The sequence below is a fragment of the Desulfobacter curvatus DSM 3379 genome (genome assembly GCF_000373985.1).
Taxonomy (GTDB): domain Bacteria; phylum Desulfobacterota; class Desulfobacteria; order Desulfobacterales; family Desulfobacteraceae; genus Desulfobacter; species Desulfobacter curvatus.
Map to the genome: position 1 here is coordinate 39727 of NZ_KB893012.1, position 13190 is coordinate 52916.

At 44.4% G+C, this 13190-nt stretch carries 12 protein-coding genes; 7 read left to right on the forward strand and 5 right to left on the reverse strand.

Annotated features, from left to right (window positions below):
- Positions 1-247: 247 nt before the first annotated feature.
- The 5 genes from pyrF to B147_RS0108650 form a co-directional block, all read right to left on the reverse strand.
- Positions 248-1069, reverse strand: coding sequence for an orotidine-5'-phosphate decarboxylase (pyrF, locus tag B147_RS0108630; RefSeq protein WP_020586810.1), 822 nt, complete (start codon positions 1067-1069; stop codon positions 248-250).
- Positions 1070-1209: 140 nt separating this feature from the next.
- Positions 1210-2682 carry a Fic family protein gene (locus B147_RS0108635; protein WP_020586811.1) on the reverse strand — a complete coding sequence of 491 codons (1473 nt, stop codon included), beginning with the start codon at positions 2680-2682 and terminating at the stop codon, positions 1210-1212.
- 278 nt (positions 2683-2960) lie between these two features.
- Positions 2961-4676 (reverse strand): hypothetical protein, encoded by a 1716-nt coding sequence (locus B147_RS0108640; protein ID WP_020586812.1) that lies wholly within the window; start codon positions 4674-4676, stop codon positions 2961-2963.
- The gene (locus tag B147_RS0108645; RefSeq protein ID WP_020586813.1) at positions 4673-6403 is read right to left on the reverse strand and encodes a hypothetical protein; all 1731 of its coding nucleotides are present in this window, start codon (positions 6401-6403) and stop codon (positions 4673-4675) included. Before B147_RS0108645 ends, B147_RS0108640 begins: the two co-directional genes overlap by 4 nt.
- Before the next feature lie 111 nt (positions 6404-6514).
- Entirely contained in the window at positions 6515-7147 is a 633-nt protein-coding gene (locus tag B147_RS0108650) for a hypothetical protein (protein WP_020586814.1), read from the reverse strand.
- A 588-nt stretch (positions 7148-7735) separates the two neighbouring features.
- On the opposite strand from B147_RS0108650, the gene B147_RS0108655 reads away from it, so the two are divergent.
- From B147_RS0108655 to B147_RS0108685, 7 genes are read left to right on the forward strand one after another with little or no spacing between them, the layout of a single operon-like run.
- Complete coding sequence (locus B147_RS0108655) at positions 7736-7984, forward strand: sulfurtransferase TusA family protein (RefSeq protein ID WP_020586815.1); 249 nt, start codon at positions 7736-7738, stop codon at positions 7982-7984.
- 11 nt (positions 7985-7995) lie between these two features.
- The gene (locus tag B147_RS0108660; protein ID WP_020586816.1) at positions 7996-8415 is read left to right on the forward strand and encodes a hydrogenase iron-sulfur subunit; all 420 of its coding nucleotides are present in this window, start codon (positions 7996-7998) and stop codon (positions 8413-8415) included.
- 51 nt (positions 8416-8466) lie between these two features.
- Complete coding sequence (locus B147_RS0108665; protein WP_020586817.1) at positions 8467-9759, forward strand: CoB--CoM heterodisulfide reductase iron-sulfur subunit A family protein; 1293 nt, start codon at positions 8467-8469, stop codon at positions 9757-9759.
- The gene (locus B147_RS0108670) at positions 9756-11555 is read left to right on the forward strand and encodes a CoB--CoM heterodisulfide reductase iron-sulfur subunit A family protein (RefSeq protein ID WP_020586818.1); all 1800 of its coding nucleotides are present in this window, start codon (positions 9756-9758) and stop codon (positions 11553-11555) included. The genes B147_RS0108665 and B147_RS0108670 overlap by 4 nt, the downstream gene beginning before the upstream one ends.
- Before the next feature lie 50 nt (positions 11556-11605).
- Complete coding sequence (locus tag B147_RS0108675; RefSeq protein ID WP_020586819.1) at positions 11606-11941, forward strand: hypothetical protein; 336 nt, start codon at positions 11606-11608, stop codon at positions 11939-11941.
- Positions 11942-11943: 2 nt separating this feature from the next.
- Positions 11944-12246 (forward strand): 4Fe-4S dicluster domain-containing protein, encoded by a 303-nt coding sequence (locus B147_RS0108680; protein ID WP_020586820.1) that lies wholly within the window; start codon positions 11944-11946, stop codon positions 12244-12246.
- Between the two features lie 4 nt (positions 12247-12250).
- Positions 12251-13177, forward strand: coding sequence for a heterodisulfide reductase-related iron-sulfur binding cluster (locus tag B147_RS0108685; RefSeq protein ID WP_020586821.1), 927 nt, complete (start codon positions 12251-12253; stop codon positions 13175-13177).
- Positions 13178-13190 lie beyond the last annotated feature (13 nt).

A 13190-nucleotide genomic window follows, 5' to 3' on the forward strand; every position in this document is an offset into this window, starting at 1 on the left:
ATCCGTTTTTGTTTCCAAAGCACAACGCCCTGGCTAATCCGCCATACTCGCCGTTTTTGGGCGGGTATGATCGGTTTTCAGTCTTTTGTTCGATCTTAATTCTTTTTAATTCCGATACAAATCCATCTTTTGTCAATATCTTCAAATACAAATTCAAGATTCCCATAATCGGTCATTACTCCAATGACTTGAAATGCTCTTGTTAATCGGACACCAGTATCACCGCTTCATCCGGTAAATGCGTTTGTTATACCTTATTCCTGTATGTGTTGATCCTGTCTCGTAGTTCTAAGGTAACTGCCCTTGCTGCCTCAGCAAAGTCAGGACCACTACTCGCGTATAGAATACCTCTCGATGAACTGACAATCATTCCTGTACCGTCATTGGTTTGACCAGATTTTACCAGGGCCTCGACATCCCCGCCTTGGGCACCAACCCCAGGGACAAGAAACGGCATATTCCCCACCATCTTCCTAATTTCGAGCATTTGAGATGGCCATGTAGCACCGACAACAAGAAGGCAATTGTCGTTTGAATTCCAGGTTTCACTGGCCAAGCGAGCTACACGTTTGTATAGAGGCTCACCGTCAATCTCCAGGTCCTGAATATCACCAGCACCTGGATTAGACGTGCGACATAGGAGTATAGTTCCTCTATCCTTATATGCCAGGAATGGTTCTACAGAGTCGTAACCCAGATAAGGGTTAACTGTCACCGCATCGACCTCATATCTTTCAAAGGCCTCCGTTGCATACCTCTGTGCAGTACTGCCGATGTCCCCTCGCTTCGCGTCCAGGATAATGGGAATATGCGGATAGCTTTGCTTCACATAGTCTATTGTCAGTTCAAGCTGTTTCTCAGCAGATACAGCTGAAAAGTACGCTATCTGGGGCTTGAATGCGCAAACCAGGTCATGGGTTGCGTCGATAATTGCTTTGTTGAAACAAAACATCGAATCTGATGTTTTGTTAAATTGTTCCGGGAAACGCGATAAATCTGGATCAAGGCCTACACAGACCAACGAGTTGTTTCTTTGCCAAATTTCTTTCAGCTTCCCAATAAACTTCATTACATACTCCTATTGTGTATAATCGCGGTGCTGACCGGCGCAGCCGCCGTGAACGGACTGTTTAGGGGCGGCGAGGTACGAGCCGTCCACTGCAACAGTAATGTTATACATTTATTGCTCTTTTCTTTTCAGCCAACTCGCTATAGTTCACTTGCAATTTGAGCCATAGTTAAGGTAACTGCATTTTTTATAAAAGCTGCTATGTTCTTTTCTTTTGTTTTTATGTCTCCAGTCAGGGAAATTACATGAGGTTTAATTTCTAAGGGAAGGGCTTCGTCTATTCGATCATTGCTTTCATGAGGTATCAAATATTCAAGAAATGCTCCAATCGCTAAGGTGCTGTCCTCATAGCCATAGTGGTGAAGAGTAACACAAAGTTGATATTTTTTATTTTCAGCTAATTCAACTCTAAAAGTTAACCAACCCTTTGGAAAATTTCTGTTGAAATAGTAATTATGTTTCTTAGCGTATTTAATTATTTGACCATAATAAAAATCTTGTCTTTCATCCTCATCGGGAGAGCATTTTTGAATGGTGATATTTGCATTTCCATTGAGCTTGGCGCTAAGCTGATCAGAAATCTGATTCAAATGTTTGAGGCAAAAATTGAAAACATCTATTCTGGATTTATTAAGTAGTTTTTCTTTCTCAGCAGCCTTTTTCTTTTGCCAATTCTCAATCTTGCCTGAAAATATATCTGCTACTTCATCAAATGATGAGCTTGAAACCTCTTTTAAATTTAGAGCTTTTTCGATATGTCTTTTTTGGACTTCGGCAAAATAGTCTATTAGAGGCTGAAATTCATGTGCATCAGCCTTTTCAAGAGCATCAATATATTTAGCTTTGGCCTCTTCTCTTAAAACTGTAAAAGGGAAAAGGCCATGTTTAATCAAAATCAAACTTGCAATTAGTCTTGCAATACGACCATTGCCATCTTGAAATGGGTGAATTGTAGTGAATGCATGGTGAAACCAGGTGGCACAAATTAATGGATGGATGTTTTTATTCTCGGCATCATTGTAAATCGAAATCAGGTTATCCATTTCGGCCTGAACATGATCAGGTGGACAATATAAGATTTTAGTTCCATCTTCACGAGTTGGATTGTTTTCAAGGATTTTGAAAGCACCTTTTCTTAGATCTATTTTAGTTCTACTGCCAAATTGGTCTCTTCCTTCGGCATACTCCTGGTTACGCGTTACGAGTGCGTGAAGTTCTTTTATAAAACCAATTGTTAAATCTCTATTTTCTTTAACAACATCAAAGACAAAATCAACTGCATCAAGATGATCGGATAAATGAGAAAGCAATTTCGGAACTGGAACGTTTGTATCATTATGGCTAATGTATGATTCAACAAATCCTTTTTTGATAAATGTTTCAGTTATGCCTTTTTCAAGATCGTACATTCGTTCTACAATTCCGGTCTCAATGGCATGTTCACGTTTGAGTTCGGTAATAAATTCCTGATATTCTTTTGAGTTGTTTTGAAGGATTTCCCTTCTGTCAAACCATGAAGGGGATATATCATCTATCGTAGAAGTATCACACTCAAGCCATTCTTGACTGAATTCAACAGGAACCCACAGCCTATGTGTTTTTTTTTCTTCCATTTGTTTACTCCAATTTTATTTAACATATCGATTGTATAATCGCGGTGCTGACCGGCGCTGTGCGCCGATCAAGCAAACGATAGTTTGATTGATCGGTGTGCAGTGACCGGTCCAGTACCTTGTTCAGGCGCCAGAGGCGACTGGACAAGGTACTGGACGAAGTCAGCACCGCGATTCACGGCGGCGGAGCCGCCGTGAACGTTTCCAAATAAGCGGTTTATCCGCCTTCATTTGGCTTGTTGTAATAAAATTTTGTCTGAGTCCATTTTATTGAACTTTTATGGTTCTTTTCTTTGTTTATAAATATCAACAATAAAATGCATTGGTACTGGCAATCTGTAATGTCTGCATCCTGTCAATATAATTGGCCAGAATGAATATTTAAAAGCACTCATTTCATAAACTTTATTTGACTGTTCACATTCACTAACTAACTGTTCTATAAAATCATCAGGCTCTTCTGTTAAATTTGTATTGGATAATGTGGCACCGTGCATTTTATCGAACCGATAAAAGTGTTCTTCAGATGATTCGTCAAAAAAATACACTTGAAAATTGCAATGAGATAAGTACTCCTCTTTTATTCTTTTAATTATTTCGTATGGTTTTTCAAAACCCATTGTTGCTGAAAATGCAGATATGTAGGGATATAAGATTGAGCCTTTAGTGACACTCTTCATGTATTCATCTGTTTTATCAATAGGATGCTCTATCAATTCTGCATAACTACTAATGGTTGTCGGGTATTTGTCATGAAGCCTAAACATCTGAAATACCTGATGTGTCATATTTACCAACCATGAGTTTATATCTTGCCAGTGTTTTGGATCGAGAGACAAAAACCAAAGAGCTAAAACCAAATCAATCGCTTGATCATCCTTGTACGGTGTAAACAGTATAGGATTATTTACTACAAGCTTTTTAATCGTCTCTTGACAACTGGCAACAGCCTCTGTGAAAAACCTTGTAGATTCATCATTGTCGGCACTAATTTTTCTTTTCCCCAAATACCAATAAGACCAGCATCCACTAAGAGCCAGCCTGCCAAGTACGTCAAACAATTTTAAATTCACATCAACTGCACAAGAAGATCTTACAGCATGTGACAGTGCATAGAGGTTACCTGCGTGTGGGATGACTTTTTCTTCTACGTATTGGTGTGATATCTGTAGATTCAATCTAAGAATGGAATCTAAGGTAGTTAGTGCTGAAATGGCTATTTTATTATTCTTCTCGAACGCAAACTTGTTAGCCTCCCAAGCATTAAGTAGTGAAAACTCTGCTGATAAGAATGCACTCTCCAAATTATCTTCTTCCCTACACCAGGAGTACAATATCCAAAGGCACAAATATAATTGCCGAATTCCAGTTAAAATTTGTTTTGGTTTTAAATCGTCAGTTTTTGTGAGACTAATAGCCAATTGGCTAAAGTGTTTAATCGAAATATCTGGCTCATCAATCATCGCCAATGATTTACGCAATAATCCTCGACAGTTTTTCGGCAACAACTCTTCTCGTAACATGTGTTGCTCGATTAATGCGGATAGTCTATCGCCATTCCATTCAGAAAGGCTCAGTTCATTTGTCGTTTGCCTATCTAAAAATAAACTAACATTAGCTCTTACTTCCTCCTTAATTTCACCACCAAAACATAAACAAATTTCAACTGACCGATCTTTGTATTCAGCAGGAATTCTACTCGGAATAAACACATCAATTATTTCATTGATTGAGGGGCGTAAATCCTGTGGGTTACCGCCATCCCAGTCTTTTCTATCTAAATCGCCAGATTTTACTGAAAACAAATAGACTTTATTCTCGGAATTTTCTGAAAGCTTGCCGTAAGCCCCAACATCAACCCCATATTGCCTACTACCAATACCAGGTTTTAAAAAGACTTCTAACCCCATTTGTGATAATAAATCAGGTAATAACGCGTCTAATTCACCACGCTCTTTTAATGACGCTAAGTACTGTCTTATAACTAACTTCATGACCTACAACCCTCCGCTTTAAACTGCCAGATCATATTTTCTAAACCATGCGGATCGAGGTTGAACATTGATGCCAGCTCAATTGAATGACTGATTTCTTGAAGTGGTACCTCCTGCCTTGTTTTTTGTTCACCATGATGAATATAATGAATCGATTTGTTTCCATAGAGCAATATCGACTCGCTAAACAACGAAGTGAAAAGAGATTCACTTCTAGCTTGTTTCATGGATTCATTCATCAATTTGTTGTGATGTTTCAAATAAGTATGCCGATTCTGTTCACTTGGTTTTAGTTCATTTACTTCAAGAGCAGCCTTAACTGCCCCTTGATACTTCTCTAAATCGGATAGAATATTAGAGGCGATATCTTTCAGTCGTTTTTGTGAAGACTTTTGTAGTTTCTCCATGCGCAGGCGAATGCTGCCAGGGTAGCTGATACATAGAGGGTTGAAAATTAATAGCTGTATATCATCTAAGTCATCCTCGGGAGCATCAGGGATTATAGATTCAATTAAACTAATCGCTGTTTTAGGCTGGTTAAAAAACCAACCACAAGCTTTTCTGGCTAAGAATAAATATACGCTTTTGCTATTATCAGGAAAACAAGATTTATCAAATCCAATAGAAATACCTTTGTCAATATCTCGGAGAAGGTCATAACAACATTTCCCAAGCTTTATTTTTTTTGATAACAGCCATCTAGTGAGTAGCGACGACAAGTGAGTCTCTCTGTGGTTACGCAATTCCCGAACAAAACTATCGAAAGCTATAACTGACAATTTGTATTCGCTTAACTCAAAAAAGCGTTCTAAGAATTCAATGCAGCCAACAAAATCGTTACGATTTAACAATCGTTCAAGTGCATAGTCAATGTTATCAATAGTTCTTTTGTTCTCTGGCTTGGTATGACAACAAATATCTAACAATCTGGGCTCGACATTAGAACTTACTTTTTTCCCATCGTAGAAGAGTATTTCTGAAGCAGTGTGAATATAATGGTCATCTAAACGTTCCGAATGAGTAGCTAAAAAATCTATAAAGAATGTTTCTAAATTTTCAGACTGGGAAGTAATTGAGAACAGTGCACGCATCGCCGTCGCTAATATGACATCCGATGATGATAAAGCAGATGACTTTTGGATTGAATCCAAAACAGGTTCCAAAAGCGATTTATTTTTATAATTAATTCGACCTAAAGCAAATATAACTCTTTGCTTAATCGTTTCATTCTCATTATTTAGTAACTCAAGACTTTGATTAACGTATTCAGTCTCATCAATATTTGCTCCTGCTTCAATGGCAGTCGACAAATGATCAAACTCTTCGTCGAAATTGGTGAGCGCAAAATCAAAAAGGGCTTTTGTTCTGGCACGGTCTTTTTGACAAAACTCCCTAAAAGGAGGTAACAGCATGTAAGCTGCCATATCTTGGCCTGCCTCTAACGTCAGATGCTTCACGCAATTGGCGACCTCAGCAACAGGGGCATTCAGGTCAGGTAAAACGTCTTCAAAGACATGTCGTGTTGTGAAAAAGTCATGCTTTTCTGGTGTGTTTTTCAAGCTATTAAAAAGTTCAATAATGTCAAACTCACCGCTGTTATGCAGACCAGCTATTAGGTTTGGTAATATTTTTTCTTCTTTTTTATCTTGATAATAAATTTTGTGGATGAACTCGAAAAAAGAGCCATCATTGTATGCTTGAATTAATTTATCTTTTAGATCATCCACGGTGTTTTCGTCCTATGGCTATGTATGAGATTGATACCAGCTAACGTCGCGCTCTGTGGCAATTTTACAGCAAAGCAGAAAAATTGTCTGACAGCAGCGCTGTGTTAAGTTCTATCTTTTGTTTGCTAATGCGGAAAAGAACAGTAAAAACCATAGAATTAATGAAAGCTTGATTGAATCAAACCAACCCACATCAGCGTTTACAGCCCAAGAAACATTCCCAGCAATAAAGAATGCCCAAAAAACCATTGCCAGAACTGTGAATGCCAGATATTTAACTTCATTTACAAACGTAAATCGGACAACAATTGCGCTTACGAAGTTGGCGATAAGCTGCGACAACTTCCAGAAAGGAGCGTAGGCCAGAACACCAAATATGGCGCAAATTGCAGACAGGTTGTCTTGATAGATGACGTAGTCTATTGCCAACATAGAATGAATGAGGTTCACCTTAGGATTCACAAGCCCTCCATTTAAAGATAGAGGGATAAAGAATGCCATGTACATAGCGAAGTAGGAGAAACCATAAAAATAGACCTTGCCGACAACTGCTTCTAACTTGGCACGATTTTGGGCTCTCCACTCTTCGACATTGGATGGATCAGGCTCCGGTATCTGTTGCTCTGGGATATCCGGAACTGTAACGGGTTTTGTATTAAAAAAGTCTTGGAAGAACGGAGTTAGCACATTAGCAATCATACTCAAGATAATTGCTACGACACCTCCAAGTATTGCTTCTATCATCTGGCACTCTCTCCTTTCGTGCTTGAAATTTAACAAGTTGATCTGTGGCTTCCGTTTATCTTTCATATTCACTTATCTAAACTTATCTAACGGGATAACATCCTAAAAGTAAGAATAAGCAGATCTGCATAACTATTGAAGAAATAAATGATAAAATCATTAACATTATTCGGAAAGCCCTGCAAATTTTTTTCTTCAATTTACCACATGATTGGGCAAGCACTAATATGATTGAACGCTTTTTACGCAATTATCTACACACCAAATATCGTATCTACTTTGGAACGTTAAGAATAAATGTAATATGAAAAAATGGGATATCCTGCTCCTCTCCCATAGTAACGCACCCAACCTGTTCACTATTGACGAAAGTAACGAAAGGAACGCCGGCTGCAGAAAAGGCCTGTCTCTCTTCCCTTGTCAACCTCAGGCAGTCAAAACCCCTTTAAGTTAAAGGGGTTTTGATTTTTTTTCGATTTTGTTTTTTGCTTCACCATCCTCTGGCACCCCCCTTGCTCTTATAGGCTTTCATAGGGATCACCCTAAAGCAAACAAAATTTTTAACCCAAATCGAAAGGAATAATCAACATGACGGATTTAAATACAATTGAAGCTGCAAACATCGCTGACGCCCGTGGAAGTGCATGCCCCGGTCCTCTTCTGGAAGCAAAAAAAGGCATTGGTAAAGTCCAGGTCGGCCAGACCCTTGAAATTCTCTCCAACGATGCCGGGACCCGGAATGATATCCCGGCCTGGGCCGGCAAGGTCGGGCATGAGTACATGGGATTTCTTGAAGCTGACGGGTATGACAGGCACTTTATCATTCGGAATAAATAAGGCAGGCTGCCATGTCATCTAAGGCAAATAAAATTAAGACAAATAAAATATTAATCCTGGCTACGGAAACATGCGCCTATCCCGGCGCAGATTCCGTGGGCCAAGCCCACTCCAGCTATCCGGCAAATACCTATATTTTAAGGGTCAAGGCCCCGGTGCTGTTCCCGGAATCCTTTTACATTGACTGTTTTAAAAAAGGCATCAGCGGCATCATCGTGATGTCCTGCGGCGAAGAGTGCCCCTATGAAGGTGCTTACAAGGCCTTGGCCGACCGGCTCAACTCGGTCTACCAGAAGATGAAATCATTGAACCTGGATTTAAAGCGCCTTCGTCTGACCGCCATATGCACCGTCTGCAACCGCGCCTTTTTAAACGAAATTAACCAGATGAACCAGCTGGTCAATGAGCTGGGACCGCCCCAACCGGCATGATGGTCCAGGCGGAACAGAAAACACAGACCCACTCATCTATCAGGAGGAACCATGCTCCCCATTCAACAATTTGACACCCTTGTGGTGGGCGCAGGGATATCCGGGCTTCAAACGGCCCTGGATCTTGGCGACCAGGGTTACAAGGTCGCAGTCTTGGAAAAAGATGCGTCCATCGGCGGAAAGATGATCCGGCTGTCCAAGGTCTTTCCCACCCTGGACTGCGCCAGCTGCATCACCACGCCGAAAATGTCGTCGGCAGCCCACCATGAAAATATCACCTTGTTTACCTATTGCCAATTATCCGATTTAAACCGGAGCCATACCGGTGTAACGGCTAAAGTTCGCCAGATGCCCAGGTATGTGGATTCGGACAAGTGCATCGGGTGCCGGAAATGCGAATATGTCTGCCCGGTCTATGTTCCCGATGAAGAACAGGGTGGGCTCAGTGCTAAAAAGGCCATTTCCATTCCCTTTTCCAACGCCATTCCCCAGTTGCCGGTGTTGGACCCGGATTACTGCATGCTTTGCGGGCAGTGCGAAAAGGCCTGTCCCACCCAGGCCATCGACTATCTCCAGGAACCCCGGAATTTCATCATCCAGGCCAAAACCGCTGTGCTGACCACCGGGTTTGAACTGCTGTCCAAAGAGAAGAATGTGCAGTTTGGAAGCGGACGGATTCCCAATGTCATTGATTCCCTGCAGATGGAACGGCTTTTGGCCCCCCATGGCCCATACAACCGTGTGTTACGTCCATCCGACGGCATGGAGCCCGATTCTGTGGCCTATGTCCAGTGTGCCGGTTCCCGGGACAAACAAATGGGGGTTCCCTATTGTTCACGGGTCTGCTGCATGTATGCCATCAAGCAGGCTATGCTGCTGTCCGGCTCCCTGCCCCTGGCGGACATCACCATTTATTACATGGATATCCGGGCTTTTGGCAAAGGATATGAACAGTTCTACCAGAACGCCAAGGCCATGGGCATTGAATTTGTAAAGGCCAAGGTGGGCCGGATCGACGCGGCAGAAAACGGGAATGTTCAGGTGCGGTACGAACGCCAGGACGGGTCCGGTATTGATACGGCCAACCACGATCTGGTCATCCTTTCCATGGGCATGGTGCCGGGCTGGGATCCTGCCGGCGTCTGTCCGGTATCCAAGGACACAGACCAGTTCATTACATCCATCAAACCCAAAATATCTCCGGTTCTCACGGATATGGAAGGGATATTTACCGCAGGTGCCGCCGCCGGTCCCAAGGACATTGTGGATTCCATCACGGAATCCGGAACGGCTGCCATGGAAGCGGCCAATTACATGGCCGGTCTGCCAAGGGAGATTCAATGATGAAAGAAAACGAAAACGATAAAAAGGTCGGTGTATATATCTGCTACTGCGGGGGGAATATCTCGGACCATGTGGATGTGGAGGAGGTCAGGAACCGGGTTGAAAAAATGCCCGGCGTGGCTGTGGCCAGAACCAATATGTTCATGTGTTCCGACCCTGGCCAGGAGTTGATCATTGACGATTTGAAAAGCGGAAAAGTGGATCGGGTGGTGGTGGCTTCCTGTGCCCCCAGCCTCCATGAGACCACCTTCAGGGGCGCCATTGAACGGGCCGGTGCCAATCCCTTTATTTACGAACATGCCAACATCCGCGAACAGGTCTCCTGGGTTCACCATGGCGATCCGGCTACGGACAAGGCAACGGTTCTCATTTCAGCGGCAGCCGCAAAGGCGGGAAAACTCAAACCCCTGGAACCCATCCGCGTGGATGCGAAAAAACATGCCGTGGTCATTGGCGGCGGCATTGCAGGGATTAAATCAGCTTTGGAAATTGCCCGTAATGGGATCGAGGTGGCCATCATCGAAAGAACCGATACTCTGGGGGGCAACCTTAACAATCTTGGCCGTCTGGCTCCGTCCGGGGAAAAGGCGTCGGATATTCTCCGGGAACTTTTGGCAAAGGTCAAGGCCGCACCGGCCGTCACCGTACATACCAACTGCCAGGTTACCGATGTCCAGGGGTATGTGGGAAATTTCACCCTGGATGTAAAGGGGCAGACCGAAACATTTAAAATTGATACGGGCTCCATTATCATGGCAACGGGATCGGTTTCCTATCAGCCCTTTGAAGGGGAGTTCGGGTTTGGGACCTATCCCCAGGTCATCACCCTGCCCACCCTGATTGAAGCACTCAAACAAAGTAATTACCAGACTGAGACCGGCCGGTTTGAGTTTCGCGGAAAACCGGTGAAGAACATTGCCATGATCCACTGTGTCGGGTCCCGCCAGATCCCCGGGGTCCATCAGCCCAAGGAGAACGGACAGCTCAACGAGTATTGCTCAAGGACCTGCTGTTCGGCCATGCTCAACGCGGCCAACCAGATCAGGGAAAGCTTTCCAAATACACAGATCATTGAAATGTACCGGGATATCCGGACCTACGGCAGGGGACAGGAGGAGCTTTACAACCGGGCTTCTGCCAACAAGGTCGTGTTCATGCGGTATGAGGCCGATGCCATGCCGACTGTTGAAAAAAGCAGGACTCCGGATTTCCCTTTGACCGTGAAGATCAAAGACGGCCTGACCTTTAATGAAGAGATGGAAGTACCGGCCGACCTGGTGGTTCTGGCAACGGGCATCGAGCCCAGTGACGTGTCCGGCCTGGCCTCTGCCATGAAGCTGCCCGTGGGAACCGACCGGTTCCTGCTTGAGGTCCACCCCAAACTCAGGCCGGTGGAATTTCCGGTCTCCGGTGTGTTCCTGGCCGGAACCTGCCAGGCACCCATGGATGCGGGAGAGGCCTGTAATGCCGCAGGCGCCGCTGCCGCCAAAACCTGTGCGTTGTTAGGCAAAGGTGTGATTGAACTGGACCCATTTGTTGCCGAGGTTGACCCGGATAAATGCCAGGGACACGGGAATTGTGTGGATGCCTGTATCAAGGAAGGAGCCCTGAAGCTGGTTGAGGTTCAAAGGAACGGGAAAACCGTCAAGCAGGCCCAGGTCACGGCGGCCATGTGTCTGGGATGCGGGGCCTGTGCAGCAGTCTGTCCGGAAAAGGCCATCGATCTTAACGGATGGGCTTTGGAACAATATGAACAGATGGTGGACGCCATTGTTGCAGGCGAACATGCCGCCTGAAACTAACCGGTTGTCCGTCCCGGGGAAGACAAATCAAAGGGAAACAGATCATGGAAAAACCAGGTAACGATGCCAAAAAAGAGGCCATGAAGCATTTAAGGGCCCAAAGAAAAGAGTCCATTGCACGAAGTGCCGCAATGATGAAACAGCAAAAAAAACAGGTTCAGGCGATCCTTGGCTTTCTTGAAGCAGGAGACGCCACTATCCCGGAAATCGCTCTCAATGTCCATATGCCCACAGACAAAACCTTGTGGTACATGGCCACCCTGAAAAAATACGGGCAGATTGTGGAAGGCCCCAAGGACGGATCATTTTTTAAGTACAAATTAAATACCGGTTTCGGTGCCCAAAAAGAGAACCCATCCCAGGAAAAAGCAAAGGTGTAAACATGAGTACAATTGATTTGGATTTTGAAGAGGAACTCAGGCCTTTTTGTCAGGATACGGCCCTGGAGTGTTTTAACTGCGGGACCTGTTCCGCCGTATGCCCCCTGGTCAATGATAATTTTCCCAGAAGAATGATCCGGTATATCCAGGTGGGGGCCAGGCAGGCCATACTTGAAAACGCCAATGAACTGTACAAGTGCCTGCACTGCGGGTTATGCACCCATACCTGCCCCAGGCAGGCTGATCCCGGCGAGATCATCCTGGGGTTGAAACGGTTTGTTGTGGAAAACTGGAGGAGATCTTAACATTATGTTCAGTCCAAAAGATATCATTGACATTCTTGCCCAGAACGTGCGGCAGACCATGAGTCCCTTCGGCATTCCAAGATTCATGGTGAACACATGGTATAAAGACCAGAACCTTCCCGATGACGGGGAGTACCTTTTGTATACCGGGCTGATGTATCAATTCACCCCGTATATTGAAAAATCCACCCATTACCTGGAAACCTTTGAAGATACCCCCACGGCCAATTACCTGAAATATGCCCGGTATGTCCCGGGATATATTTCAGGCACCGGCCTTGCCCTGATGACCCGGGCAAAGGAAAAATCAAAGGCCGTCCGGCCCTTGAAAAATGTGGTGCGCCTGCTCAGGCAGTCCAAGGTGAATTTCGGCTACCGCCCGGACCTGGACCACTATTCGGGTATTCTGCTCTACGATATGGGAGACCAGAATGGCTTTATAACCCATGCCCAAAAAGTGGCCAAAAAACTTCAAAGGGCCGGAATCAATAAAATCATTACCATTGATCCCCATACCACCTACGCTTTAAAAGAGCTTTTCCCCAAATATACCGGGGCGCATTTTAAGGTGGTTCCCTATTTTGACCTGCTCAAGCTTGATCCCCAAAACGCAGATCTTGAGGTGACGCTCCATGATCCCTGCTTTTTTGGCCGGTATCTCAAGGTCTCTGATATTCCAAGAAAAGTGCTGGCAGGACTGGGGATTAGGGAAACCCAGATCAGAAACTCAAAGGATTTTACCAGCTGTTGCGGCGGACCTGCCGAATCCATTTCCCCGAAGCTGTCCGGCCAAATCATGGAAGTCCGGGCAAAGGAGTTGAACGGGCCGGGCAAACCCATTGTCTCCATGTGCCCCATCTGCCTGGGAAACCTTAGAAAGGCCGGGGCCGATGCCCGGGACCTGTCCAGCCTGCTGGTTCAACATATATAAAAATAAATCAAAG

Excerpts from the sequence above, each read along its gene's own strand:
- pyrF (WP_020586810.1), bottom strand. The coding sequence starts at position 1,069 with ATGAAGTTTATTGGGAAGCTGAAAGAAATTTGGCAAAGAAACAACTCG.
- B147_RS0108635 (WP_020586811.1), bottom strand. The coding sequence starts at position 2,682 with ATGGAAGAAAAAAAAACACATAGGCTGTGGGTTCCTGTTGAATTCAGT.
- B147_RS0108640 (WP_020586812.1), bottom strand. The coding sequence starts at position 4,676 with ATGAAGTTAGTTATAAGACAGTACTTAGCGTCATTAAAAGAGCGTGGT.
- B147_RS0108650 (WP_020586814.1), bottom strand. The coding sequence starts at position 7,147 with ATGATAGAAGCAATACTTGGAGGTGTCGTAGCAATTATCTTGAGTATG.
- B147_RS0108655 (WP_020586815.1), top strand. The coding sequence starts at position 7,736 with ATGACGGATTTAAATACAATTGAAGCTGCAAACATCGCTGACGCCCGT.
- B147_RS0108660 (WP_020586816.1), top strand. The coding sequence starts at position 7,996 with ATGTCATCTAAGGCAAATAAAATTAAGACAAATAAAATATTAATCCTG.
- B147_RS0108665 (WP_020586817.1), top strand. The coding sequence starts at position 8,467 with ATGCTCCCCATTCAACAATTTGACACCCTTGTGGTGGGCGCAGGGATA.
- B147_RS0108670 (WP_020586818.1), top strand. The coding sequence starts at position 9,756 with ATGATGAAAGAAAACGAAAACGATAAAAAGGTCGGTGTATATATCTGC.
- B147_RS0108675 (WP_020586819.1), top strand. The coding sequence starts at position 11,606 with ATGGAAAAACCAGGTAACGATGCCAAAAAAGAGGCCATGAAGCATTTA.
- B147_RS0108680 (WP_020586820.1), top strand. The coding sequence starts at position 11,944 with ATGAGTACAATTGATTTGGATTTTGAAGAGGAACTCAGGCCTTTTTGT.
- B147_RS0108685 (WP_020586821.1), top strand. The coding sequence starts at position 12,251 with ATGTTCAGTCCAAAAGATATCATTGACATTCTTGCCCAGAACGTGCGG.